Source organism: Actinosynnema sp. NPDC050801 (genome assembly GCF_040673975.1).
Classification (GTDB): Bacteria; Actinomycetota; Actinomycetes; order Mycobacteriales; family Pseudonocardiaceae; genus Actinosynnema.
Genome location: NZ_JBFAQZ010000016.1, coordinates 101690 through 126377, shown reverse-complemented (window position 1 = coordinate 126377; position 24688 = coordinate 101690). Strand labels below are relative to the sequence as shown.

At 71.3% G+C, this 24688-nt stretch carries 20 protein-coding genes; 6 read left to right on the top strand and 14 right to left on the bottom strand.

Going from position 1 to position 24688, the window contains the following annotated elements; translation table 11 throughout:
* Positions 1–5: 5 nt before the first annotated feature.
* A complete protein-coding gene (locus AB0K14_RS29745) occupies positions 6–722 on the bottom strand; it encodes a zinc ribbon domain-containing protein (RefSeq protein ID WP_360462752.1) in 717 nt (238 codons plus the stop codon).
* Between the two features lie 112 nt (positions 723–834).
* Positions 835–2493 carry an FAD-binding dehydrogenase gene (locus AB0K14_RS29740; RefSeq protein WP_360462755.1) on the bottom strand — a complete coding sequence of 553 codons (1659 nt, stop codon included), beginning with the start codon at positions 2491–2493 and terminating at the stop codon, positions 835–837.
* Between the two features lie 70 nt (positions 2494–2563).
* On the opposite strand from AB0K14_RS29740, the gene AB0K14_RS29735 reads away from it, so the two are divergent.
* Positions 2564–3037: a cupin domain-containing protein gene (locus AB0K14_RS29735; protein WP_360462758.1), complete on the top strand. Its 474-nt coding sequence runs from the start codon at positions 2564–2566 to the stop codon at positions 3035–3037.
* Positions 3038–3361: 324 nt separating this feature from the next.
* Here the strand turns inward: AB0K14_RS29735 and AB0K14_RS29730 are convergent, their stop codons facing one another.
* The gene (locus AB0K14_RS29730; protein WP_360462761.1) at positions 3362–4192 is read right to left on the bottom strand and encodes a hypothetical protein; all 831 of its coding nucleotides are present in this window, start codon (positions 4190–4192) and stop codon (positions 3362–3364) included.
* A 256-nt stretch (positions 4193–4448) separates the two neighbouring features.
* On the opposite strand from AB0K14_RS29730, the gene AB0K14_RS29725 reads away from it, so the two are divergent.
* Entirely contained in the window at positions 4449–7691 is a 3243-nt protein-coding gene (locus AB0K14_RS29725; protein WP_360462764.1) for a S8 family serine peptidase, read from the top strand.
* A 69-nt stretch (positions 7692–7760) separates the two neighbouring features.
* Here AB0K14_RS29725 and AB0K14_RS29720 read toward each other — a convergent pair whose 3' ends face one another.
* The 3 genes from AB0K14_RS29720 to AB0K14_RS29710 all read right to left on the bottom strand — a co-directional run bounded on the left by AB0K14_RS29720 (position 7761) and on the right by AB0K14_RS29710 (position 10092).
* Complete coding sequence (locus AB0K14_RS29720; RefSeq protein WP_360462766.1) at positions 7761–8171, bottom strand: hypothetical protein; 411 nt, start codon at positions 8169–8171, stop codon at positions 7761–7763.
* A gap of 44 nt (positions 8172–8215) precedes the next feature.
* Positions 8216–9355 (bottom strand): mechanosensitive ion channel domain-containing protein, encoded by a 1140-nt coding sequence (locus AB0K14_RS29715; RefSeq protein WP_360462768.1) that lies wholly within the window; start codon positions 9353–9355, stop codon positions 8216–8218.
* Positions 9356–9456: 101 nt separating this feature from the next.
* Positions 9457–10092: a TetR/AcrR family transcriptional regulator gene (locus AB0K14_RS29710; protein WP_360462771.1), complete on the bottom strand. Its 636-nt coding sequence runs from the start codon at positions 10090–10092 to the stop codon at positions 9457–9459.
* A gap of 60 nt (positions 10093–10152) precedes the next feature.
* Here AB0K14_RS29710 and AB0K14_RS29705 point away from each other — a divergent pair, with 60 nt between their 5' ends.
* Entirely contained in the window at positions 10153–11019 is an 867-nt protein-coding gene (locus tag AB0K14_RS29705; RefSeq protein ID WP_360462774.1) for an alpha/beta fold hydrolase, read from the top strand.
* On the opposite strand, the gene AB0K14_RS29700 is transcribed toward AB0K14_RS29705, so the two are convergent.
* The 3 genes from AB0K14_RS29700 to AB0K14_RS29690 all read right to left on the bottom strand — a co-directional run bounded on the left by AB0K14_RS29700 (position 10994) and on the right by AB0K14_RS29690 (position 14172).
* Entirely contained in the window at positions 10994–12325 is a 1332-nt protein-coding gene (locus AB0K14_RS29700) for a DUF4173 domain-containing protein (RefSeq protein WP_360462776.1), read from the bottom strand. The genes AB0K14_RS29705 and AB0K14_RS29700 overlap by 26 nt on opposite strands.
* A gap of 150 nt (positions 12326–12475) precedes the next feature.
* Positions 12476–13501 (bottom strand): HAMP domain-containing sensor histidine kinase, encoded by a 1026-nt coding sequence (locus tag AB0K14_RS29695; protein ID WP_360462779.1) that lies wholly within the window; start codon positions 13499–13501, stop codon positions 12476–12478.
* On the bottom strand, positions 13498–14172 hold the full coding sequence (locus AB0K14_RS29690; RefSeq protein WP_360462782.1) for a response regulator transcription factor: 675 nt from the start codon (positions 14170–14172) through the stop codon (positions 13498–13500). Before AB0K14_RS29690 ends, AB0K14_RS29695 begins: the two co-directional genes overlap by 4 nt.
* 141 nt (positions 14173–14313) lie before the next feature.
* Between AB0K14_RS29690 and AB0K14_RS29685 the strand changes: the two genes are divergently transcribed.
* Positions 14314–16479, top strand: a complete 2166-nt coding sequence (locus AB0K14_RS29685; protein ID WP_360462785.1) for an ATP-dependent RecD-like DNA helicase — start codon at positions 14314–14316, stop codon at positions 16477–16479.
* Here AB0K14_RS29685 and AB0K14_RS29680 read toward each other — a convergent pair.
* Both AB0K14_RS29680 and AB0K14_RS29675 read right to left on the bottom strand, forming a co-directional pair.
* Positions 16467–17297, bottom strand: a complete 831-nt coding sequence (locus tag AB0K14_RS29680; protein ID WP_360462788.1) for a MerR family transcriptional regulator — start codon at positions 17295–17297, stop codon at positions 16467–16469. The genes AB0K14_RS29685 and AB0K14_RS29680 overlap by 13 nt on opposite strands.
* Before the next feature lie 116 nt (positions 17298–17413).
* Positions 17414–17656 carry a DUF2630 family protein gene (locus tag AB0K14_RS29675; RefSeq protein WP_360462791.1) on the bottom strand — a complete coding sequence of 81 codons (243 nt, stop codon included), beginning with the start codon at positions 17654–17656 and terminating at the stop codon, positions 17414–17416.
* A gap of 153 nt (positions 17657–17809) precedes the next feature.
* Here AB0K14_RS29675 and AB0K14_RS29670 point away from each other — a divergent pair, with 153 nt between their 5' ends.
* Positions 17810–19579 (top strand): M14 family zinc carboxypeptidase, encoded by a 1770-nt coding sequence (locus AB0K14_RS29670; RefSeq protein ID WP_360462793.1) that lies wholly within the window; start codon positions 17810–17812, stop codon positions 19577–19579.
* Positions 19580–19963: 384 nt separating this feature from the next.
* Here AB0K14_RS29670 and AB0K14_RS29665 read toward each other — a convergent pair whose 3' ends face one another.
* A complete protein-coding gene (locus AB0K14_RS29665; RefSeq protein WP_360462796.1) occupies positions 19964–21595 on the bottom strand; it encodes a glycosyl hydrolase family 18 protein in 1632 nt (543 codons plus the stop codon).
* Positions 21596–21864: 269 nt separating this feature from the next.
* Between AB0K14_RS29665 and AB0K14_RS29660 the strand changes: the two genes are divergently transcribed.
* The gene (locus tag AB0K14_RS29660; protein WP_360462799.1) at positions 21865–22971 is read left to right on the top strand and encodes a serine hydrolase domain-containing protein; all 1107 of its coding nucleotides are present in this window, start codon (positions 21865–21867) and stop codon (positions 22969–22971) included.
* Positions 22972–23185: 214 nt separating this feature from the next.
* On the opposite strand, the gene AB0K14_RS29655 is transcribed toward AB0K14_RS29660, so the two are convergent.
* On the bottom strand, positions 23186–23647 hold the full coding sequence (locus tag AB0K14_RS29655; RefSeq protein ID WP_360462802.1) for a heme-degrading domain-containing protein: 462 nt from the start codon (positions 23645–23647) through the stop codon (positions 23186–23188).
* Positions 23644–24663 (bottom strand): Gfo/Idh/MocA family oxidoreductase, encoded by a 1020-nt coding sequence (locus tag AB0K14_RS29650; RefSeq protein ID WP_360462805.1) that lies wholly within the window; start codon positions 24661–24663, stop codon positions 23644–23646. Before AB0K14_RS29650 ends, AB0K14_RS29655 begins: the two co-directional genes overlap by 4 nt.
* Between the last annotated feature and the right edge of the window lie 25 nt (positions 24664–24688).

The following is a 24688-nucleotide window of genomic DNA, read 5'->3' as shown; positions in this document are numbered from 1 at the left end:
CGCGGTCAGCGGCGCGGCACCGTGGTGCCGGCGGACGTCCCGGTGTGGGTGAGGCGCTTGGCGAAGCAGTCGTCCGGACCGATGAGTTCCCGGTCGCACCACGCGTTGGCCTCCGCCCCGGTGGCGTAGGTGTAGGGCACCACGGTGACCCAGAAGTCGTCGCTGTCGAAGCTGACGAAGTGCGCGGAGGACAGCAGCAGCGCCCCCGGGTACCGCGCCCGGGTGAGCTGGAAGTCCCACCAGATGTCCTCGTGGGTGAACCGGACCCCGTGGACCACGAGCCCGAAACGCTTCGACGACAGCTGCGGCACCCACCGGTCCACGAGGGCCTCGACCGCCGCCCGGTCGGCCGCGACCTGTGCGTCCAGGCGTCCGCGCGCGACCTCGTCGGGCGGGATCGCGTTGGTGGTGGGCCGCTGGGTGGTGGTGGTGGTGGTGGGGTTCGGCGCGGGCGTCCACGTCGGCGGCTGGACGGTCGCGGTGCTCACCTCCGCCGCGGCGGCGACACCGGTGACGTGTCGGTTCGAGTAGCGCACCGCGGCCGTGGACGCGACCGCCACCGTGATCGCGAGCACCACCGCCGCGGTGACCACGAGCGGCAGCGGCAGGCGCGGACCGTCCGGCCCCACCCGCGTGGACCAGGCCTCCAGGTCCGCGCCGCAGGCCGTGCAGTACCGGTGGTCGGGGATCCGACCGGCGCCGCACCTGCCGCAGACGTTCATGGGGTGTCCCTGCCGTGGTCGTGGCGAGAAGACAGACCACGCTAGCCCCGGCCTCGTCGCCGCGGCACCCGGTGCGGCGATTGGCCACTTTCTGGCCGCTTGTTGTCCAGCCTCAGCCGGTCGCTTCGGCCGCCGCACGGCCGGCCACCCGGCCGGAGAAGATGCAGCCGCCCAGGAACGTGCCCTCCAGGGCGCGGTAGCCGTGCACGCCGCCCCCGCCGAAGCCGGACGCCTCACCGGCCGCGTAGACGCCCTCCAGCGGAGTGCCGTCGTCCTTCAGGACCCGGGCGGAGAGGTCGGTGTGCAGGCCGCCCAGGGTCTTGCGGGTGAGGACGGACAGGCGCACGGCGATCAGCGGGCCGGCTTTCGGGTCCAGCAACGGGTGGGGTTCCACCACGCGGATCAGCTTGTCGGTGATGAACTTCCGGGCCTCGCGCATGGCGTTGATCTGCATGTCCTTGCCCAGCCCCGAGATCACCTGCCGGTCGCGCTGCACGATCGTGCGCCGCAACGCTCCCGCGTCGATCAACGACGTGCCGGTCAGCTTGTTCATGCCGGCCGCCAGCTCCTCGGGCGTGCGGCCGAAGATGAACTCCTCGGACCGCTTGGCGAACTCCTCCACCGGCGCCACGGCACCCGGCATCGCGCGCTTCAGCACCGCCTTGACGTCCTTGCCGGTCAGGTCGGGGTTCTGCTCCGACCCGGACAGCGCGAACTCCTTGCCGATGATCCTCTGGTTGAGCACGAACCACGAGTAGCCGTGCCCCGTCTTCACGATGTGCTCCAACGCACCCAGCGCGTCGAACCCCGGGAACAGCGGGATCGGCAGCCGGGAACCGGTCGCGTCCAGCCACAGCGACGACGGTCCGGGCAGGATGCGGATGCCGTGCCGGTTCCAGATCGGCGCGTAGTTGGCGATGCCCTCGGGGTAGTGCCACATCCGGTCTTCGTTGATGATCTCGCCGCCGGTGTCCTGCACGACCTTGAGCATCTCGCCGTCCACGTGGTCGGGCACCCCGGACAGCATGTGCTCGGGTGGCGTGCCCAGGCGCGACGGCCAGTTGCGGCGCACCATGTCGTGGTTCGCGCCGATGCCGCCGGACGTGACCACGACGGCCTGCGCGCGCAGCTCGAAGTCACCGGACACGGCCCGCGAGCTCGGCTCGCCCCGACCGGCCGTGCTGATCTCCAGCACCTCGCCGCGCACGCCGTCCACCGCACCGCCGGTCGTGGTCAGCCCGGTCACGCGGTGCCGGAACTTCAGCTGCACGAGCCCGCGCGCCACGCCCTCGCGCACCCGCCGCTCGAACGGCGCCACGATGCCCGGCCCGGTGCCCCACGTCACGTGGAAGCGCGGCACGGAGTTGCCGTGGCCGTCGGCGAGGTACCCGCCGCGCTCGGCCCACTGCACGAGCGGGAACCAGCGCACGCCCATCGCGTGCAGCCACGACCGCTTCTCGCCCGCCGCGAAGTCCACGTACGCCTCGGCCCACCGACGCGGCCAGTGGTCGGCGTCCCGGTCGAACGCGGCCGAACCCAGCCAGTCCTGCAGGGCCAGCTCCGCCGAGTCCTTGACCTTCAACCGCCGCTGCTCGGGGCTGTCGACCAGGAACAACCCGCCGAACGACCAGAACGCCTGACCGCCGAGCGAGGCCTCGGGCTCCTGGTCGAGCAGGATGACCTTGCGGCCGGCGTCGACGAGCTCGGCGGTGGCCACCAGGCCTGCCAAACCCGCGCCGACGACGATGACATCCGCGTCGTGATGTGCCATCGGGCGAGTCTAGATCGAAGTGCCAGGATGGACGAGAGTTGAAGAAAGTTCACTTTAGGGAGTGGTGACGGTGTCGTACACGGGGGACGTCGGCGAGGTCAACGCGGTGTGGCGGCCGGTGGCGGAGGTGCCGACCATCGACCGGCCGCTGACCCAGGCCAGGTTGGTGGGGACCGGTGACGTCACGCGCAAGCAGTTCGGATTGTTCGAGTGGCGGATGAAGCCGCACGCGGGCGGTCCGGCGGCGCACTTCCACAAGACGTTCTCGGAGTCGTTCTACGTGATCTCCGGAACGGTCCGGTTGTTCAACGGCGAGACGTGGGTGAACGCCGTGGCGGGCGATTTCCTCTACGTGCCGGAGGGCGGTGTCCACGCTTTCCGCAACGACGCCGACGAGCCCGCGTCGATGTTGATCCTCTTCGCGCCCGCGCCGCCGCGCGAGGAGTACTTCCGGGAACTGGCCGAGATCGGGGAATCGGGCCGGCAGTTGAGCCCGCAGGAGTGGACCGAGCTGTTCGCCAGGCACGACCAGTACATGGTCTGAGCTGCGGCGACAGGGGGTGAGCGGCCACGGTGGAGAGGTGGCAGGCCGCCGGCCGTTCGGTGGGGGGTGACCGTTCGGCCGGCGGCGGTCGGGCATGCGTGGGCGCACCTGCAACGCCTCGGGGAGGGGTGCCGCACGGGCCTGGGGGTCGTGCCCGCGGGGCTGACGTCCGGTGCGGCGTCCATCGCGCCGACCAGCAGTAGAACGGGTGGTGTCGGGCGGGTGTTCCCCGGATCGACCGGGGGTGTCGGGCGTCACGCAGAGTGTCGAAGAGGCGGCGTCGGGCGTCATCGCGAAGCTCTGGAACGGCCGGGTCGCGCGGTCTCAGGCATCCCCGCGCAGCTCGGTCATCCTGGCTTCGGCGCCCGCGAGCTTGCCCCGCGCGGTCTCGGCGCGGCGCTTGGCCCGCGCCAGCCTGGTGGTCGCCTCCTGCTCGGCCTGCTGGGCCCGCCGCAGCTCGGCGTGCAGCGTGGCGGTGTGCTCCTCGCGCTCGGCCAGGGTCTGCTCGGCCTCGGTCACGACGGCGTCCGCCTTGCGCACCTCCTCCTGCGCCGCGTCGATGTCCTCACGCGCCTGCGCCAGCTGCCGTTCCCGCCGCTGCTCGCGGCGCGGGGCCAGGTCGTCGCGCACCGGGGTGGCGGTCTCGCTCAGCGGCCCGAAGCCGGACTGCTCGACCGGCTTGACCAGCCGCCCCGCCCTGATCCGCGCGGCCAGCACGGCGTCGGCCAGGGCCGCGGTCAACGTGGTGCGCACCTGCTGCACGGCGTCCGGTCCGAGTGGCTGACCGGCGTGGCTCGCCAGCACTTCCACCCGACGCACGAGCGCGCTCAGCACGGCCCGCCGGCGCGCGCTCAACTGCCGCAGCGCCCCGCCGCGCAACTCCTCCTGAGCCGTGCGCAGTTCGTCACCCAGAGCGAGCGCCTCGGCCAGGTCGGCCGGGTCCTCGCGGGCCAGCCGGTTCAACGCCCACGCGGACGAGGTCGGCTTGCGCAGTGCCGAGACCTGCTTGGCCAACGCCTTGTCGCCGCGCTCGGCGGCCGTGCGGGCGTGGGCGTCCCGGGCCGCGACGAAGTCCGCCGGCGGCAGGGCGTAGAGCTCGTCGGCTATCCGGTCGATCGGCGCGGTGTCCACGATGTCGCCCAGTGTGCTCGCCATCGCGGTGATGTGCGATTTGTTACCGATTTCCGGTGCTCGCGGGCGGTTCACCGTTGACAGTGTTTGACATTCCGGCCGGTCGGCTCTTGACTGGAGTGGTCGCGCCCGTTCCGGTGTTCTGCGGCACTTCTCGCACGTTTGCGCAATAGTCCGTTCAGTCCAATGTGGACTTTATTGTTGGGCTGTTCGTCCGATTGTTACCCGGGTGCCGGGGGGATGTGCTTGCGCCAATCTTTCCCCACGAAGGGTTTGCGCCGTGATCAACTCAGCAAGCCGGTGGAGACACCGCACCAGCGCGGCCTTGCTGGCCGCCGTGCTGGGCACCACTGGGTTCGGCTTCGCCGCCGCCCCGGCCGTCGCGCAGGAGGCGCCGAGCGCGCCCGCGCCCGCCGACAAGCTCGACAAGCAGGACCGGGAGCGCATCGTCGAGGCCGAGCAGGCCGGTCTGGCGAACGTCACGCTCCTGGTCGCCGCCGAAGAGGGCAAGCTGGACTCCGCCGCCAACGACCTCAAGGCCCTCGGTGGCGTGGTCGAGTCCACCGAGCGTGACGTCGACTACCTGAAGGTCTCGGTGCCGCGGGACAAGGCCGAGAAGGCCGCCGGGCTCGCCTCGGTGAACGCGGTGGACGTCGACGGGCTGGTCGTCCTCGACAACCCGCGTCCCGAGGGCGCGACGACCCCGCTGCCGCAGCCGGCGCCGGGCGCGTCCACGCCCAAGAAGAACCCGTACATGCCGACGCAGGACACCAAGGCGGCGCACTTCACCGACGAGCACCCCAAGTGGGACGGCCGCGGCACGACGATCGCCATCATGGACTCCGGCATCGACCTGGACCACCCGGCGCTGGCGACCACCACGACCGGTGAGCGCAAGATCGTCGACTGGTACAACGCCAACGCCACCAACTCCGGCGACGGCACCTGGCTCCAGGTCTCCGGCCGCTACAACGGCACGTTCACCGCGGGCGGCGCGACCTACACCGCCCCGGCCACCGGCGGCCCGTTCAGCTTCGGCTCGTTCCGCGAGACCGCGGGCGACCTGGGCCTGGCCAACAGCGAGACCGGCGGTGACATCAACCGCGACGGCGACCGCGTGGACACCTTCGGCGTGCTCCAGGACATCACCACCAAGGAAGTCCGGGTCGACGTCGACGGTGACGGTGACTTCACCGACCAGACCGCGATGATCGACTACAAGTACAAGAAGGACGTCGGCCACTTCGGCGCGGACAACCCGGCCACGCCGGTGCTGGACACCGTGGCGTTCGTGGTGCAGACCGACAAGTCGATCTACGACGCGGCCGGTGCCGCGTGGGTCAACATCGGCATCTCCGCCGCCGCGCACGGCACGCACGTCGCGGGCATCACCGCCGCCAACAAGATGTTCGGCGGCAAGATGGCGGGCGCCGCGCCCGGCGCGAAGCTGATGGGCATCAAGGTCTGCCTGTCGACGCCGTCCTGCACCAACAGCGGTCTGATCGACGGCCTGCTGTACGCGGCGCGCAACGGCGCGGACGTGGTCAACATCTCCATCGGCGGCCTGCCGGCGCTCAACGACGGCAACAACGCGCGTTCGGAGCTCTACAACCGCACCATCGCCGAGTACAACGTGCAGGTGTTCATCTCCGCGGGCAACAGCGGCGCGGGCGCGAACACCGTCGGCGACCCGTCGGTGACCACGGACGCGGTGAGCGTCGGCTCGTACATCACCAAGGACACCTGGCTGTCCAACTACGGCTCGGTGACGGCGCAGCGCGAGGGCCTGCACGGCTTCTCCTCCCGCGGTCCGCGTGAGGACGGCGGGTTCAAGCCGCAGATCGTCGCGCCCGGCTCGGCGATCTCGACCACGCCGCAGTGGCAGGCGCCCGGCCCGGTGGCCGGCACCTACGCCCTGCCCGCCGGCTACGCGATGTTCAACGGCACGTCGATGGCCGCACCGCAGGCGACCGGCGCCGCGGCGCTGCTCGTGAGCGCGTACAAGGCCGAGCACAACGGCGAGCGCCCGCCCGTCGCGGCGCTGCGCAACGCGATCCAGTCCGGCGCCAAGTGGGTCTCCACCCTCCAGGCGTACGAGCAGGGCGCGGGCCTGTTCGACACCAAGCGCGCGTGGACGCAGCTCAACGCGCACCCGGAGACGCAGGCGGTCAGCACCTCGGTGACCGTGAACACCGCGCTGTCGGGCCTGCTGGCCACCCCCAACACGGGTGTCGGCATCCACGACCGCGAGGGCGTCGTCGTGGGCAAGGAGTACACCCGCACCTACACCCTGACCCGCACCACGGGCCCGAACCGCAACCAGAGCTTCGTGGTGAACTGGCAGGGCAACGACGGCACGTTCTCGTCCAAGGCCTCGGTCACGCTGCCGCTGAACACGCCGGTGAAGTTCGACGTCAAGGTCAAGCCCACCGCGGCGGGCGCGCACTCGGCCGTGCTGCGGCTGGACAACGTGCTCACCCGCGGCATCGACGTGTTCACCCTGAACACCGTGTTCGCGGCGGACGAGTTCACCGCGGCGGGCAAGTACGCGGTGACCAAGACCGGCACGATCGCGCGCAACCAGTCGAAGAGCTTCTTCGTGCGGGTGCCCGTGGGCACGAGCGCGCTGAAGATCGACCTGGCGGCGGGCGGCACCGAGCCGGGCAAGGGCCAGGTGCGGTTCCTGCGCTACGACCCGTACGGCGTGCCGTTCGACACCACGTCGTCGACCAACTGCTACAACCCCGACGCGGGCGCCGGCTGTGCCGGTGGCTCGCCGACCAGCCGCACGGTCAGCAACCCGCTGCCGGGCGTGTGGGAGGTCGTGGTCGAGGCCCGGCGCACCTCCGACGCCGACGCCGCGCCGTACTCGGTGACCGCGTCCGTGCTGGGCACGACGATCAGCCCGAACCCGGACACCATCGAGTCGGCCGTGATCGGCACGCCGATCAGCCGTGAGTACGCGGTGACCAACTCGATGGCCGCGTTCACCGGCAAGCTCGTCGGCGGTTCCCTGGCCAGCGCCAGGATCGACCGGCCGACCATCGCGAACGCCGCGGTCCAGAACTACGACCTGACCGTGGCGCCCGGCTCGACGTCGCTGCGCGCGACGATCGGCAAGACCAGCGACGTGTCCGCCGACCTCGACCTGTTCGTCTACAACTGCACGTCCGGCACCTGCGTGCTGGCCGGTCAGGCGGCGGACGGCGACTCGGAGGAGTCGGTCACGATCGCGAACCCGGCCGCCGGTGCGTGGCGGGTGCAGGTCGACGGCTTCGAGGTGCCCGCGGGCACCACGGAGTACGACTACATCGACCTGTTCACCGCCGCGGGCCTGGGCACGGTCGCGGTGACCGACGCGGACGCCGAGCGCACCGCCGGTGCGACGTGGACGGTCCCCGCCACGGTGACCGCCGCCGGCCAGGCCGGTGCCGGTCGGGTGCTGCGCGGTGAGCTGACCGTGCAGACCTCGGAAGGCGCGGTCGTCGGCCGCGGCGCGGTGATCCTGAAGAACGTGGCCTGACGCCACCCGAGAGACCTCAGGGCCACTTCCGCGCAACGCGGGGGTGGCCCTGAGCCTTTCCCGGACCGGTCAGGGGGTGGGGTCGCCGTTGGACAGCGGTTCGTCCACGTCGACCCGGCTGATGCCCTCGATGCCGGCCAGCTCCGCGACCGCCCCGACCGGGGCGGTGACGCGGACGTAGCCGATGGCGGGGTCGGTGGTCTCCACCGTCGCGCCGAGCCGTTGCACGGCGGCGGCCACCTCGGCGGCCCGGCCGGGTTCGGTGGAGACGGTCAGGCCGATCGTGCTCGCGCCGTTGCGCTCGGCGTCCTTGAGCACGTCCAGTCCGTGCGGGCTGAGCCTGGTCGGGTGCACGGGTGCCGACGGTACGGCGGTCGACGTGGTCGCGGGCTCCGGGCCGGTCGAGCCGGTGTCCGCCGGTCGTTCGGCGCAGCCCGCCAGCGCCAACCCCGTCAGCACCAGTACCGCGATCCTTCGCATGCGCCCTCCTGCGGCCGATTCTGCTACCAGGACGGAACGGGAGGTCAGCGAGGTTGCACGACCTGGTCGGGGCCGCTGAACGCCTGCACCCGCTCCTGGCCGTCCGCGCTCTCGCCGAACACCCGGTTGTCCGACGAGCCGTTCGCCGCCGGCGTCGGGGAGTGGCCGGCGGCGCGGGGCAGGTCGCGCACCCGCACCTGCGGCAGCGCGCCGGGGTGCCGCGACCGCAGCCAGCCGACCAGGTGCTCACGCGCCACGCACCGCAGGTCCCAGAGCCGCCCGGCGTCCGAGGCGCTCACCAGCGCGCGGATCCGCACGAACGACCCGACCGCGTCGGTCACCTGCACCACGCAGACCCGGCCGTCCCACAGGTCGCTCGTCTCCAGCGCGTGCCGCAGCTCCTGCCTGAGCTCCTCCACCGGCACCGTCCAGTCGAGGTCCAGCTCGACCGTGCCCAGCAGCGCCGACTGGGTCCGCGTCCAGTTCTCGAACGGCGTCTTGAGGAAGTAGGCGGTGGGCAGGATCAGGCGCCGGTCGTCCCACAGGTGCACGACCACGTAGGTCAGGGTGATGTCCTCGATGCGGCCCCACTGGTTCTCCACGACCACCACGTCGTCCAGCCGCAACGCGTCGCTGAACGCGATCTGCACGCCCGCGAACACGTTGCCCAGCAACGACTGCGCCGCCAGCGCGGCGATGGCGCCGATCACACCGGCCGAGGCCAGCAGGCTCGTCCCGGCGGCACGGGCGCCGGGGAACGTCATCAGCACCGCGGCCGCCGCCAGGACGCTCACCACCACCACGGTGACCCGTCGGACGAGGGTGATCTGCGTGTGCACGCGGCGTGCGTGCCGGTTGTCCGACACGTCGACCCGGATGCGCGCCAGCGTCGCGTCCTCGATCACCACCAGCAGCGAGGCGAGCAGCCACGCGCCGGCGAGGATCAGCGCTATACCCGTCACGTGCAGCGCGACCGGCCGCCAGTCGCCGCGCGCCGCCACGCCGAGCGAGAACTGGGTCGCCACCAGCACCGCCACCACCAGCGCGGGTTTGTGCGCGTGCCGCGCCAACCCGGCGAACAGGGCCGACCGGCGGCCGATGCGGCGGACCACCCGGTGGACGAGCGCGACGGCGAGCAGCGCGACCAGCAGCGAGCCGGCGAACGTGGTGACGGCTGCGAGCATGGACGGGCACCTCCTCTGCGTGGGTACGTCCGGTGATCCGTACCCACGAACGGAGTAACTCAGGCGGGTGGCCGCACGATTGCGAGATTCCCCACGCGTGCTCAGGACCCGGGCGGGGTGCTCGCCGGCAGGGAGTGCGCGACCTGGCCGACGAACCCGACCAGCCGGTCCGGCGTGAACCGCGCCGGGTCCGTGATGGCCAACCGACCCGCCATCTCGGCCAGCGCGAGCATGGTGTGGCCGAGCAGTTCGGCGTCCGCCCCGGCGCTGCCCGACGACCGCAACCCCAGCTCCGCCAGGGCGTTGACCTGCTCCGACACCTGCGCGCGCACCAGTTCCACCTGGCGGCGGAACTCGACCGGCGTGCCCTCGGGCGGCAGCAGCACCAGCCGCCACCGCTGCGGTGACGCCACGACCGCGTTGATGAACGCGCGGACGGTGTCGGTGTAGACGTCCTCCGGTGCGCGGTCGCCGAAGTCGGCGGTCGGGATCGCGTCGAGCACCTGGGCGGTGGCGCGGTCGGCCTCACGGCGCAGCAACGCGGCGATCACCTCGGCGCGGTTGGCGAACAGCTCGTAGACCACCGGTTTGGTCACGCCCGACCGCCGTGCCACGGCCTCCATGGTCAACGCGTCGAAACCGCCGTCGGCGATGAGGTCGAGCGCGCCGTCCAGCAGCTGGTCGCGCCGTTGCCCGGGTGGCATGCGCGGTGCGTACTTCCGGCGCGTTGTGCTCACCGGACCATATTGCTACGGTGGCGTAGCTTTCACAAAGCTACGCAGGCGTAGTAAGCAGGCGTGGCACGGCGCTCGGAGGCAACGGTGTTCGTGGAGTCCGAGGGCGTGCGGCTCGCCGTGTACGAGCACGGCGACCGGTCCGCACCGACCGTCGTCCTGGTGCACGGCTACCCGGACACGCACCGCGTGTGGGACGAGGTCGTGCCGCTTCTGGCCGAGCGGTTCCACGTGGTCACCTACGACGTGCGCGGCGCGGGCGCGTCGTCCTCGCCGCGCGGGTTGGCCGCCTACCGGCTGCCGGTGCTGGCGCGGGACCTGTTCGCGGTGATCGCGGCGGTCAGCCCGGACGAGCCCGTCCACGTGGTCGCGCACGACTGGGGATCCATCCAGTCCTGGGAGGCGGTGACCACGCCCGGCGCGCCGATCGCGTCGTACACCTCGATCTCCGGGCCGTGCCTGGACCACGTCGGCCACTGGATCCGCCGCCGGCCGACCACGCGCCACCTCAAGCAGCTGCTCCACTCCTGGTACATCGTGGTGTTCCACCTGCCGTTCGTCGCGCCCCTGGTGTGGCGGTACCTCGTGGGACCGCGCTGGGAGGCGATCGCGCGCCGGCTGGAGGGGGTCGCGCCGCACGTGCCGCCGACCATCGTGCCGGACGGCGAGCGGGGCATCGCGCTGTACCGGGCCAACTTCATCCCGCGACTGCGCTCACCGCGCGTGCGGCGGACCGACGTGCCGGTGCAGGTGGTGCAGCCGTTGCGGGACAAGTACGTCACGGCCGGCGTGAGCGAGGACGTCGAGCGGTGGGCGTCGGACGTGCGGCGGCGTGAGATCGACGCCGGGCACTGGGTGCAGCTCACGCACGCCGGTGAGGTGGCGACCCTCGTCACCGACCACGTCACCGCGCACAGCCGTCCCGCCTGACCTCGGCGAGCGCCTCCCTGGCCTGGCTGCGGCCGAGGTTCCAGGAGCGCCAGTCGTCGCCTTGGACGCGGCGGAACTCCAGCGCGCAGGCGCGCAGGTCCTCCGGGAGCGTGGCGAGCGCGGGCACGGCGTCCTCCGACAGCCCGGCGAGGTACGGGACGTCGATCTTCTGCGTGGCGTGGTAGCGGTCGACGTTGCGCTCGGCGATGAACCGCTCGGGGTTGAGCGCGGCCAGACCGACGAGCGCGGTGAAACCGGTGGCGACCACGGCGCGGGCCAGCCACCCCGCCCGCAACCGCACGCCCGCGGCCAGGACCATCAGGTAGACGACGCCGAGCCACAGCTCGCAGGCGATGACCAGGACGCGCAGCACGGTGAAGCCGTAGGCCTGCTGGTAGAGCCACATGCGGGCGATGGCGGAGGCGACGATCACCAGGGTGAGCGCGCTGAGTGCGCCCAGCAGGCCGCGCAGCCACCGGCGGTCGTCGGGCGAGTCGAGCCGGGCGAGGCGTGCGACGACCGCGATGACGCCGAGGGTGAGCACGGCGACGGCGAGCAGCTGCCAGAAGCCGCTCCGGGCGTGGTCGGCGTAGGTGAGGTCGGGGGTGGTGATGACGTGCTCGTCGCCCGCGAACAGCGTGTTGATCTGCACGGCCACGAACGTGGCGAAGAGCAGCACCAACGCGCCGACGGGGAGCACCCAGTCACGTCGCGCGACCGTGCGGGGCAGGTCGGAGGTCTCGTCGAGGACCGGTCGGGTGACCAGCAGGTAGGCCGCGCCCATCGTGCCGAGGCCGACGGTCAGGAACAGCACGATCGGCTGACCGGAGGTCTCGTCGGGTGCGATGGAGCCCAGCAGGTCGGCGAACGCGGCGTCGGCGCCCGCCAGCAGCGGGACGAAGATCAGCAGCAGGCCGACGGTGATGAGGATCGGGCGGACCAGGGCGGGCGTGCCGCGTTCCTTCACGCCTCGTGCCACCCACGGGACCGCCCTGATGGCGGCGATCGGCACGGCGCCGGAGCCGAACACCAGGCCGCGCGCGGTCCGGCCGCCGACGACCGCGAGTGATCCGGCGGCGCAACCGGCGATCGCGCAGAGCGTGAAGAACCACTCGGCCGCGACGAACGCGCCGACCCCGAACAGCGCGACGGACAGCACGGCCCAGCCGGGTCTGACCCGGCGCAGCAGCGCGAAGACGACGACGGCGGTCAGCGACCAGCCGAGGCCGGGTTCGTCCAGGGGTAGCAGGACGGCCGCCGCGATCCCGGCTGCGGCGCCGGTGAGCAGTGCGCGGGTGGGGGTCATCGGGTGTTGCCTCCAGGGCGTGCGCCATCGCCCGCCGAACGCGCGGCGGTGTTCCGAGTGGTGAATTCAGGGGTCCTGAGCGTCGGACTCGCGGGACTTGAGCGTTCGACTCGCGTGTGCTGAGCGTTCGACTCGCGGGTGCCGGGTGGGTCAGGTAGTGGGGGGAGAGGCGGGCAGGGTGGCCCGGATGCGGCAGCCCGGACCGTCGACCACGGCGATGGTGCCGCCGTGCAGGTCGACCACCCAGCGCGCGATGTTGAGGCCGAGGCCGGTGCCGCCGCCGCCCGCGCGTTCGCCGCGGGTGAAGCGCTCGAAGACCCGGTCGCGGTCCTGCGGCGCGATGCCCGGCCCGTCGTCGGCGACCTCCAGCACCAGGTCCGCGCCCACCTTCGCGGACACCCGCACCTCGCCACCCGCCGGGCCGTGCCGGGCGGCGTTGTCCAGCAGGTTCGCGACCACCTGCGCCAGCCGGGCCTCGTCCGCGTAGACCGTCGCCCCCGGCGGCGAGACGTCGACGGTGAACCGCACCCCCCGGGCGGCCACCGACGCCTCGGCCACGACGTCCGCCAGCAACGGCGCCAGCACGAAGTCCGCCTTGTCCAACCGGTGCGCGCCCGCGTCGATCCGCGAGAGGTCCAGCAGCTCGGTCACCAACCGGCCGAGCCGCTCGGTCTGCGCCAACGCCGTCCGCATCGTCGCCGCATCCGGCTGCGCGACCCCGTCCACGACGTTCTCCAGCACGTTCTGCAAGGCAGTGATCGGCGTGCGCAACTCGTGCGAGACGTTCGCGATCAGCTCCCGCCGCTGCTGGTCCGCCGCGTGGAGGTCGGCCGCCATCTGGTTGAACGCGCCGGCCAGCTCGCCGACCTCGTCCCGGGCCGTCGCGCGCACCCGCCTGCTGTAGTCGCCGGCCCGCATCGCCCGCACCGCCGCCGTCATCTCCCGCAGCGGGCGGGTCATCCCGTGCGCGAGGATCTGCGACGTCACCAGCACGATCGCGATCGTGCCGAACGTGGTGCCCGGCGCCAGCCACTGGATGCGGTACCAGAAGTACGTGAACCCCGCCGCCATCGCCGACACCAGCAGGATCCCGAGCTTCAACTTGATCGACCGCACCGGGTCCAGCGGGCGCGGCAGCAGCTCGACCGTGGTCTCGAACGCCGATCGCAGGCTCACCGGGGCACCTCCAACGCGTAGCCGACGCCGTGCACGGTCCGGATCAGGTCCGTGCCCAACTTCCGCCGCAACGCCTTGATGTGGCTGTCCACCGTCCGCGTCCCCGTGCCGTCGGCCCAACCCCACACCTCGCTCAACAGCCGCTCCCGCGACTGCACGGCGCGCGGCCGTTCGGCGAGGTGCACCAGCAGCTCGAACTCGGTCGGCGTCAGGTGCGCCTCCTCGCCGGCGCGCACCACCCGCCGCTCGGCCAGGTCGATCTCCAGGTCGGCGACCGCGATCCGGGCCGACGCGGCCGACGCGGCCCGTTCGACCCGCCGCAGCAGCGCGTGCACCCGCGCGGCCAGCTCCCGGATCGAGAACGGCTTGGTCAGGTAGTCGTCCGCGCCGACCGCGAGCCCCACCAGCAGGTCGGTCTCGTCGCCCCGGGCGGTCAGCATGAGCACCGGCACCGGCCGCTCGGCCTGGATCCGCCGGCACACCTCCAGCCCGTCGAACCCGGGCAGCATCACGTCCAGCACGACCAGGTCCGGCCGCACGTCACGGGCACGTGAGACGGCCGAGGGGCCGTCGTGCGCCAACTCGACCTCGAACCCCTCGGCCCGCAGCCGCGCGGCCACGGACCCGGCGATGGTCAGGTCGTCCTCGACCACCAGAACCCGGCGTGTCATGCGACCGACTCTATGTGCGAGCCGTGGAGGTGGTCGGCGTGACTTGTGAACGTCCTGTGGAGACCGCGCACGGCTCGTGGCCGGGGCCGAAGTCGGTGCGCCAGGTGTCAGCCGGTCGGCGGCACGTCCTAGGGTGACCGGGTGGCTGACGCGGTCCTGGAAGCGGTGCTGGAGCGGATCACGTTCGCCAACGAGGAGACCGGCTACACGGTGGCGCGCGTCGACCCCGGTCGCGGCGGTGACCTGGTCACGGTGGTCGGCTCGCTGCTCGGCGCGCAGCCCGGCGAGTCGATCCGGATGCGCGGTCGCTGGGGCTCGCACCCCCAGTACGGCAAGCAGTTCCACGTCGACGACTACACGACCGTGCTGCCCGCCACCATCCAGGGCATCCGCCGCTACCTCGGCTCCGGCCTGATCAAGGGCATCGGGCCGGTGCTGGCCGACCGGATCGTCACCCACTTCGGCGTGGACGCGCTGGACGTCATCGAGCACGAGCCGCAACGCCTGGTCGAGGTGCCCAAGCTCGGCCCGAAGCGCACCAAGATGATCGCCGCCGCCTGGGAGGAGCAGAAGGCGATCAAGGAGGTCATGGTCTTCCTCCAGGGCGTCGGCGTGTCGACGTCGTTGGCCGTGCGCATCTACAAGCAGTACAACGACAAGTCGATCGACGTCGTGCGGGAGGAGCCCTACCGCCTGGCCAACGACGTGTGGGGCATCGGGTTCCGCACCGCCGACGTGATCGCGAAAGCCGTGGGCATCCCGCACGACAGCCCGCAGCGGGTGAAGGCGGGGTTGCAGTTCACGCTGTCCGAGGCGACCGGCGACGGCAACTGCTACCTGCCGGAGAACGAGCTCATCGGCGACGCGATCAAGATCCTCCAGGTCGACGCCGGCCTGGTGATCGAGTGCCTGGCCGAGCTGGTCGCGGAGGAGGGCGTGGTCCGCGAGATCATGCCGGACGGCGAGCCGGGCATCTACCTGCTCGCGTTCCACCGGGCCGAGATCTCCCTGGCCAACCAGCTGCTGCGGCTGCTCCGGACCGACGACGAGCGGATGCCCGCGTTCCAGCAGGTCGACTGGGACAGGGCGTTCGGGTGGCTCGGCGCGTCACTGGAGGACAAGCAGCGCGACGCCGTCCGGCTGGCCCTGACCCGCAAGGTGGCGGTGCTGACGGGTGGTCCGGGGTGCGGCAAGAGCTTCACCGTGCGGTCGATCGTGAAGCTGGCCACGGCCAAGGGCGCGAAGGTCGTGCTGGCCGCGCCGACCGGCCGTGCGGCCAAGCGGTTGACCGAGCTGACCGGGCACGAGGCCCGCACCGTGCACCGGCTGCTGGAGCTCAAGCCCGGAGGTGACGCCGCCTACGACCGCGACCGACCGCTCGACGCGGACCTCGTGGTCGTGGACGAGGCCTCGATGCTGGACCTGCTGCTGGCGAACAAGCTGGTGAAGGCCGTCGCGCCGGGCGCGCACCTGCTGCTGGTCGGTGACGTCGACCAGCTGCCGTCGGTCGGCGCGGGCGAGGTGCTGCGCGACGTGCTGTCCGACCGCAGCCCCGTCCCGAACGTCCGCCTCACGCACATCTTCCGGCAGGCGCAGCAGTCCGGCGTGGTGACCAACGCGCACCGGATCAACAACGGCGACTACCCCGTCGTGCAGGGGATGCCGGACTTCTTCCTGTTCCCCGCAGAGGAGGCCGAGGACGCGGCGGCGCTGGTGGTGGACGTCGTCGCCAACCGCATCCCGCGCAAGTTCGGGCTCAAACCGCGCACGGACGTGCAGGTGCTCGCGCCGATGCACCGGGGACCGGCCGGTGCGGGCGGGCTGAACGCCCTGCTGCAGGAGGCCCTGACACCGTCCACACCGGACCTGCCGGAACGCCGCTTCGGCGGCCGGGTGTTCCGCGTCGGCGACAAGGTCACCCAGATGCGCAACAACTACGACAAGAACGTCTTCAACGGCACGCTCGGCATCGTCACGGCGATCGACGCGGTGGAGCAGAAGCTGACCGTTCGGACCGACGAGGAAGAGGACGTGGACTACGAGTTCGGCGAGCTGGACGAGCTGACCCACGCCTACGCCATGACGATTCACCGCTCACAGGGCAGTGAATACCCGTGCGTCGTCATCCCAATCACGACGAGCGCGTGGATGATGCTCCAGCGCAACCTGCTCTACACGGCGGTGACGCGGGCGAAGAAGCTGGTGGTGCTGGTCGGGTCGCGCAAGGCGATCGGGCAGGCGGTCCGCACCGTGGGCGCCGGACGTCGCCACACGGCACTGGACCACCGCCTCGCTCAGCTGGTCTGACCCGCCTGGCGCAGGGGGAACGCCACGTCGCAGACCTCGTCGTCCGGGCCCGCGGTGTCCCAGTCCGCGAAGTAGACCTCGCGCGGCGCGTCGTGCACCGCGAACCCGTTGTCCTTGATCCACACGGCCACGGCGTCGTAGGCGGACAGGATCTGCGGGAACACCACCTGCGCCTTGGTCAGCCGCACGTACGCCTCCCGGTGCGCGGGCTCGACCCGGGCCGCCACCCCCGCCGGCGGCCCGTCCGCGCCGATCGGCACGCACGACTCCACCGGTCCGTCGCTGTCCTCGTTCACCTCGCCGTGGTAGACGACGAACGGCGCGTCGGACACGCCTCCGTGGCCCTCGGCGGCCTTGACCAGCCGGGCCATCGAGCCGGCGATCCACTCCTCCAGCGCGGGCTGGAGCAGGTGCCGCTGCTCGGTCAGGACCACCTGTTCGGGTACGTCTCGCTGCTTGATCTCGTACATGTCCACCAAACCCTTCCCTCCGGACAACACGACGCGGAGGTGGGCGGCCAGACCACGTTGGACGGCCATCCGGTGCTCGACCCGAGCCCAGTAGTCGGCGAGCAGGCCGGCCCGTTCGCCGTCGGGCGCGGCGACGATCTTCGCCACCTCGGCCAGCGGCATGTCCAGCCTGCGCAGCAGCGCCACCAGGCGCGCACCGACCAGCTGGTCCTCCCGGTAGCGCCGGTAGCCGTTGCCCGCGTCGACCTGGGCCGGCCGCAGCAGGCCCTGGCGCTCGTACAGCCGCAGCGCCTTCACCGACAGCCGTGACCGGCGGGCGAACTCACCGGTGCCCAGTAGCCGTGCCACCCCCACATCCTCCATGGCGAGGACCCTGCGGGCTGCCCCAAGGGCTGGGTCAAGAGCCCGTGCGCCGGCGCGGGCACTGCCGCCGTGCACGACGGCCGAGCACGGACTGCCGCGCACTACTGCCGGTAGCCCTCCACGGTGCCGGGGTCGCGGGGCTTGGCGCCGTCCGGGTCCATGCCGGCGGCCCGGCGGGCGCGGCGCTGACGCAGGAGGTCCCACGTCTGGTCCAGGGCGACTTCGAGGTCCCGCAGCCGCCTGGCGTCGCCCGCGCTCAGGCCCTCGCCGATGCGGGATCCCTCCAACCGGTGCTCTTCCTCCACCAGCCGGGTGATGCGCTCGACTAGTTCTTCGTCCGTCACGACTCCTCCTCCATCCGGACCAAGGGCCGGGGTACCTCAGCACCACCAGTCAAAACACCGAGGCATAACGGAGAGGAATGGCCGGATGGCGGGTGTGCAAGACAGCGGTTCGTCCCGCATCCTCCAGCTCAACCCTGCCTAGGAGGAACAACCGTGAAGTCGACCAGACGTTCCCTGCTGACGCTGGCCATAGCCGGTGTCGCGGCGGCCGCGGTGGTCACCGGGGGCATCCCCGGCACCGCCGGTCCCGCACCCGAGGTCGCCGCGGTCCAAGCCGGACCGACCTACGTCTACAAGGTCCACGCGCCGCTCGGCGCCGCCGCCCAGAACCTGCTCGGGCGCGGCTTCGACGTGCTGGAGGACCGCGACGGCGACTACCTGTTCGTGCTCGGCGACGCCGGCACCGGCCAAGGCCTCAAGCAGGCCGGTTTCACCGCCGTCATCGACGAGGTGCTGCCCGCGCCGCAGTGGCAGCCGCCCGCCAAGAAGTCGCAGTCGCCGACGTTCGACGCGGCCGACATCAACGAGACCTACTACGGCGGCTACCGCACCATCAACGCCCACTGGTCGCACCTCGACCTGGTCGGCCAGCAGTACCCGAACCTGACGACCCTGGTCGACTACGGCGACTCGTGGAAGAAGACCCAGGGCGCGGGCGGGTACGACCTGCGGGCCGTCTGCATCACCAAGAAGAACGCCGGCGACTGCGCGCTGAGCACGTCCGCGCCGAAGCCCCGGTTCTTCGTGATGGGCCAGCTGCACGCCCGCGAGCTCACCACCGGTGACACGGCGTGGAAGTGGATCGACCACCTGACCACCGGTTACGGCGTCGACGCGGAGGTGACCGCGCTGCTCGACACGACCGAGGTGTGGGTCGTGCCGATCGCCAACCCGGACGGCGTGAACATCGTGCAGCAGGGCGGCAACTCGCCGCGCTACCAGCGCAAGAACGCCAACACCACGAACGGGTCGAACTGCTCGGGCACGTCGTCGTCGCAGATCGGCATCGACCTCAACCGCAACACCGACTCCCACTGGGGCGGCGCGGGCACGTCCTCCAACCCGTGCGACCAGACCTACAAGGGCCCGTCGGCGAACTCCGAGGTGGAGACGAAGGCGCTGCAGGGGTTGTGGCGCAGCCTCTACCGCGACCGTCGCGGCACCGGCAACACCGACGCCGCGCCCGCCGACACGACCGGTGTCGTGATCTCCATGCACAGCTACTCGAACCTGGTGCTGTTCCCGTGGGGTTGGACGACGTCGTACAAGACCGGCAACGACGCGGCGCTGCGTGGGATGGCCAAGGACATGGCGACGTTGGCCGGCGGTTGGCAGTACGGGCAGCCGGGCGAGGTGCTCTACAACGCGGCCGGCGCGACGGACGACTGGGTGTACGACGACCTGGGCGTGGCGTCGTTCGTGTGGGAGATCGGGCCGTCGTCGGGCACGTGCTCCGGGTTCTTCCCGGCGTTCTCGTGCCAGTCGTCGACGTTCTGGCCGAAGACGAAGCCGATGCTGATGTACGCGGCGAAGAAGGCGGCCAACCCCTACGGCGGCGGCGGCAACCCGCCGGTCGGGTGCGCCAAGGCGACCAACGACGCGGACGTGAGCGTGCCGGACAACGGTGCGGCCGTCACCAGCACGATCACGATCGCCGGCTGCGAGGGCAACGCCTCGGCGACGTCGCAGGTGGAGGTGCACATCGTGCACACCTACCGGGGTGACCTGGTGATCGACCTGGTCGCGCCGGACGGCACGTCGTACCGGTTGAAGGCGTCGAACAACGACTCGGGCGACAACATCGACACCACGTACACGGCGAACGTCTCCTCGGAGGCGCGCAACGGCGCGTGGCAGCTGAAGGTGCAGGACGTGTACTCGGCCGACACCGGGTACATCAACTCCTGGAGCCTGACCGTCTAGTCGCTCGTCCGGGGGCCCGCGTGTCTCTCGGCACGCGGGCCCCCGTCACGTGGCGCGGTTCCGGGCAGTGGACCGTGACGCTGATCGGCGCCGGCACCACCGCCCGAGTGAACCGGAAAGCCCACCTCGGCCGTCCTGAACGTTGAACTCGGGGGTCCTGAACGTAGGACACGCGCGACGCGAACGTAGGACACGCGCGTTCTGAACGTAGGACACGCGCGTTCTGGAGGTAGGACACGCGCGAGTCGAACGTTCAGGTCGCGCGAGTCCTACGTTCAGGTCAGGTGTGTCCTACGTTCGGAACACCCGAGTTCACCGTTCAGGACGGCGAAGGGCCCTGCGGGGGAGACGCCCGCAGGGCCCTTCGGGTGGTGCAGGAACGGGTTACTTCAGGCCGTTGCCCATCGCGGTGATCAGCTCACCGTTCGAGGTGTCGCCGTCGAGCGACCAGAAGAAGGCGCCGCCCAGGCCCTGGGTCTTGGCGTAGCCCATCTTGCCGCCGATGGTGGCCGGGGTGTCGTAGCTCCACCACTGGTCGCCGCAGTGCGCGTACGCCGTGCCCGCGATCGTGCCGGTGGCCGGGCACTTGGTCTTGAGGACCTTGTAGTCCTCGATGCCCGCCTCGTACGTGCCCGGCGCCGCGCCGGTCGCCGTGCCGCCTGGGGCGGACTGGGTCACGCCGGACCAGCCGCGGCCGTAGAAGCCGATGCCGAGCAGCAGCTTGGCCGCCGGGACGCCCTTGCCCTTCAGCTTCTGGATCGCCGCGTCGGAGTTGAAGCCCGCCTGCGGGATGCCGGTGTAGGAGGTGAGCGGGGAGTGCGGAGCGGTCGGGCCCTTGGCGTTGAACGCGCCGAAGTAGTCGTAGGTCATGACGTTGTACCAGTCGAGGTACTGCGCCGCGCCGCCGTAGTCGGCGGCGTCGATCTTGCCGCCGTTGGAGCCGTCCGCCGTGATGGCGGCCGTGACCAGGTAGTTGGCGCCGAAGCGGGTGCGCAAGGCCTGCGAGACCGTCTTCATCGAGCTGAAGCCGGAGGTGTCGCAGGTCAGGCCGCACGCGTTCGGGTACTCCCAGTCGATGTCGATGCCGTCGAACACGTCCGCCCAGCGCGGGTCCTCGACGAGCCGGTGGCAGGACTCGGCGAACGCCGCCGGGTTCTGCGCCGCCTGGCCGAAGCCGCCCGACCAGGTCCAACCGCCGAACGACCACAGCACCTTGATGTGCGGGTACATCCTCTTGAGCTTGCGGAGCTGGTTGAACGAACCGCGCAGGGCACCGGTGTCCCAGGTGTCGGCCACGCCGTCGACCGAGTTCGCGGCGGTGTAGGCCATGTCGTAGTCGGCGTAGGCGTCACCGATGGTGCACTGGCCGTTCTGCACGTTGCCGAACGCGTAGTTGATGTGCGTCAGCTTCGCGGCCGAGCCGGAGGTGTGGATGTTCTTCACGAAGTACTGGCGGCCGTAGACGCCCCACTGGGTGAAGTAGCCCAGGTTCTTCCGCGTGCCGACCGGCGGGTTCGACGTGGTCGTGGTCGTACCCGTGGTCGTCGTGGTGGTGGTCGTTGTCGTGGTTGTCGTGGTGGTCGTGGTGGTCGTCGTCGGGTTGGTCCCGCCGGCGTCGCACGACGCGCCGTTCAGCTTGCAGTTGGCCGGCCCGCTGAACGCGCCGGAGTACGTCACGTTGAAGCCGAAGCTCACCGACCCGCCCACGCCGACGTTGCCGTTCCACGTGTTCTTCACGGTCACGTGCTGGCCGGCGGCGGTGTACGAGCCGTCCCACAGGGAGCTGACCTTGTGTCCGGTGGGCAGGTCGAACTCGACCGTCCACGAGGTCAGGGCGGACGTGCCGCCGTTCTTGATCGTGTACTTGCCCTCGTACCCGGTGCCCCAGTCCGAGCCCTTGCTGAAGGTGGCCGAGACGCCGCCCGCACCGCTGGCCGCGGGCGCGACGACCAGCCCCACCACCAACGTGGCGACCGCCACGAACAACGCTGTGACATGCCATCGGATCTTGGACATCGTGCTCCTTGTCAGGAAAGGAGTGCAGGGTTGACGTCACCATGTGGTTCAGACCACTTCACGGTCAAGGTCTAGACCATTGTCGTCACTCGAACGGACTAGTGGTGAACCCTTCGGAACCGGTTCCGAAGCCCGACGACCACTAGGGGTGGATGAGCCTAAAGTCGCGTGACCTCCAAGACCAGAGGCGGACGTAGGGGCACGGCCGGACGGCAAGACTCGATCTCGTCGAGAGGGGTCTCGACGTCACTGAGGGAGGCAACACGTTGATGGGCAAGAGGGGAATCGCCCTGGCCGCCGCCGTCGGGCTGGCGGTCGTGGGCATCGGGGGGACGGCGGTGGCCGAGCCGTCGGTCGACCAGGCCGGCCGCGTCGACCGCCAGGTCGTCCAGCGGGCGTTGGACGACATGGCCCGCACGGGGGCGCAAGGGGTTCAGGTCCGCGTCAACGACGGTCGGCGCGAGATCACCGCCCGCAGCGGCACGGCGCGGGTCGACTCACCGCGTCCCGTGCCGACCGACGGCCGGTTCCGGGTCGGCAGCATCACCAAGACGTTCGTGTCGACCGTCGTGCTCCAGCTGGTCGGCGAGGGCAAGGTCGAGCTGGACGCGCCGGTGCAGCGCTACCTGCCGGGCCTGCTGCCGGACGGCGACCGGATCACCGTGCGGCACTTGCTGCAGCACACCAGCGGGCTCTACAACTACACGTCCGCGCTCCCGCTCACCCCGGACGGCCTGCTGACCATCCGGTACAAGGCGTGGACGCCCACCGAGCTGGTCGCCCTGTCCACGGCCCGGCCGCTGGACTTCCAGCCCGGCACCGAGTGGCGGTACTCGAACACCAACTACGTCGTGGCCGGGATGCTGGTGGAGAAGGTCACCGGCAAGCCCTACGGCGCGGCGGTGGAGCAGCGCATCCTGCGTCCGCTGGGCCTGCGGTCGACGTCCGTGCCCGGCACCCGCACCGAGGTCCCCGGCCCGCACGCGCACGGTTACATCCGGGCCGGCGGGCAGGTCGTCGACATCACCGAGATCAACCCGTCGGTCGCGTACGCGGCGGGCGAGATGATCTCCACGACGGCCGACCTCGACCGGTTCGCGGACGCGCTGCTGGACGGCAGGCTGCTCCGCCCGGCGCAGCAGGAGCAGCTGACGTCGGTCCTGCCGATCACCGGGGGCTACGGGCTGGGCATCGAGGAGCGGGAACTGCCCTGCGGCGTCAAGGTCTGGGGCCACAGCGGTGGCATCCCGGGCTACGCCAGCCTGATGGTCAGCACGGCGGACACGAAGACCCGCCTGACGGTGTCGGTGACCTCCGCTCCCGACCCCGGTCCGGTCTCGGGTTACGAGGAGCTGATGAACGAGGTGTTCTGCTGAGGCGATGACGCGCTGAGGTGATGACGCGGTGAGAGCGGTGACGCGGTGAGAGCGGTGGGGGCACCCGGTCGGACGCCCTCACCGCTTCGGATGGCTCAGGCCCGTCGTCCCGTCCGGGCCCGGGGGTAGACGCCCGACGGCCCGTCCGGGGGCAGGACGGGCCGTCGGGTGGGGAGGGGCGCGGCGGCTGGGCGGCAGCCGGTGCGCCCGCGGTCTACGTGGTGGCCAGGAACTTCTCGAGCTGCTCCACGACGAACGCGTGGTCGTCGGCCTGCGGCAGGCCGGACACGCCGACGGTGCCCACCACGCCGACACCGGCCACAGTCACGGGGAACACGCCGCCGTGCGCGGCGTAGCGGTCGGAGTCCAGGCGCGAGTCGGCTTCGAACGTCCTGCCGTTCGCGCGGAAGCTCTCGCCGACCCGGAACGAGCTCTGCCCGTACCGGTCGACCACCCGGCTCTTGCGGTCGATCCACTCGTCGTTGTCGGCCGACGTGCCCGGCAGCGCCGCGTGGAACAGGCGCTGCTGCCCCCGTCGCACCGAGATCGTCACCGGCAACGACCGCTCGCGCGCCGCCTCCAGCAGGAATGCGCCCAGCGCCAGCGCCACCTCGTTGTCGAACGACGTGAACACCAGCCGGGACTCCTGCTCGGCCAACGTCTCCAGCAAGCTCACAGCGACACCACCTGTCCGGTCCGGGCGGAGGTGAAGGCCGCCTCGATCACTTCCAGCGCGCGCACCGCCGACTCCGGGTCGACCGGCAGCGGACCGCCCTCGGTGAGCGCGGCAACCAGCAGCCGGTAGAACTCGGAGTACGCGCCGGGCAGCCCGACGACCTCCTCGGCGTCGTCCAGCAACCCCAACCGCCCATTTGTCGACAAATCGTCAAACGGTTTGCCCGCGGCGAGGGCGTCCTCCTGCCGGTCCAAGCCGTGCGAGACGTACGCGCCGGTCGAGCCCAGCACGCGCAACCGCGGCCCGTGGTGCGACGCGGCGGAACTGGCCCAAAGGTGTGAACGCACCCCGTTCGCGTGCGTCAACGCCACGAAGACGTCGTCGTCCACCTCGACGCCGGGCCGTCGCCGGTCCAGCTCGGTGTACACCGAGGACACCGGCCCGAACAGCTCCAACGCCTGGTCGACCAGGTGCGCGCCCAGGTCGTAGAGCAGCCCGCCGGCCTCCTCGGGGTCCCCGAACTCGCGCCAGTTGTCCCAGATCTCCGGCGTCCACCGCTCGAACCGCGACTCGAACCGCGTCACGGTGCCCAGCGCGCCCTCGGCCAGCAGCGACCGGACCGTGCGGAAGTCGCTGTCCCACCGCCGGTTCTGGAACACCGTCACCGGCACGTCCCGGTACCGCGCGGCCTGGAGCACCCGGCGGGCGTCGGCCGACGTCGGCGCGAACGGCTTGTCCACCACGACCGCGAGCCCCGCCTCGATCGCCGCCAGCGCCAGCGGCACGTGCGTGCGGTTGGGGGTGGCGACCACGACCACGTCCAGGTCGAGCGCGAACAGCTCCTCGACCGTGCGCGGCAGCGCCACGCCGGGGTAGGTGGCCTCGGCCTGCGCTCGTCGCGCCCGGTCGGCGGTGACGACGGCGCTCAGCTCCAGGCCGGGCGTCGCGGCTATCAGCGGTGCGTGGAACACCCGGCCGGCGATGCCGTAGCCGAGCAGTCCGGTGCGGAGAGGCATGACCCGATTAAAGCAACAGTGTGTA

Excerpts from the sequence above, each read along its gene's own strand:
- AB0K14_RS29745 (WP_360462752.1), bottom strand. The coding sequence starts at position 722 with ATGAACGTCTGCGGCAGGTGCGGCGCCGGTCGGATCCCCGACCACCGG.
- AB0K14_RS29740 (WP_360462755.1), bottom strand. The coding sequence starts at position 2,493 with ATGGCACATCACGACGCGGATGTCATCGTCGTCGGCGCGGGTTTGGCA.
- AB0K14_RS29730 (WP_360462761.1), bottom strand. The coding sequence starts at position 4,192 with ATGGCGAGCACACTGGGCGACATCGTGGACACCGCGCCGATCGACCGG.
- AB0K14_RS29720 (WP_360462766.1), bottom strand. The coding sequence starts at position 8,171 with ATGCGAAGGATCGCGGTACTGGTGCTGACGGGGTTGGCGCTGGCGGGC.
- AB0K14_RS29715 (WP_360462768.1), bottom strand. The coding sequence starts at position 9,355 with ATGCTCGCAGCCGTCACCACGTTCGCCGGCTCGCTGCTGGTCGCGCTG.
- AB0K14_RS29700 (WP_360462776.1), bottom strand. The coding sequence starts at position 12,325 with ATGACCCCCACCCGCGCACTGCTCACCGGCGCCGCAGCCGGGATCGCG.
- AB0K14_RS29690 (WP_360462782.1), bottom strand. The coding sequence starts at position 14,172 with ATGACACGCCGGGTTCTGGTGGTCGAGGACGACCTGACCATCGCCGGG.
- AB0K14_RS29665 (WP_360462796.1), bottom strand. The coding sequence starts at position 21,595 with ATGTCCAAGATCCGATGGCATGTCACAGCGTTGTTCGTGGCGGTCGCC.
- AB0K14_RS29660 (WP_360462799.1), top strand. The coding sequence starts at position 21,865 with ATGGGCAAGAGGGGAATCGCCCTGGCCGCCGCCGTCGGGCTGGCGGTC.
- AB0K14_RS29650 (WP_360462805.1), bottom strand. The coding sequence starts at position 24,663 with ATGCCTCTCCGCACCGGACTGCTCGGCTACGGCATCGCCGGCCGGGTG.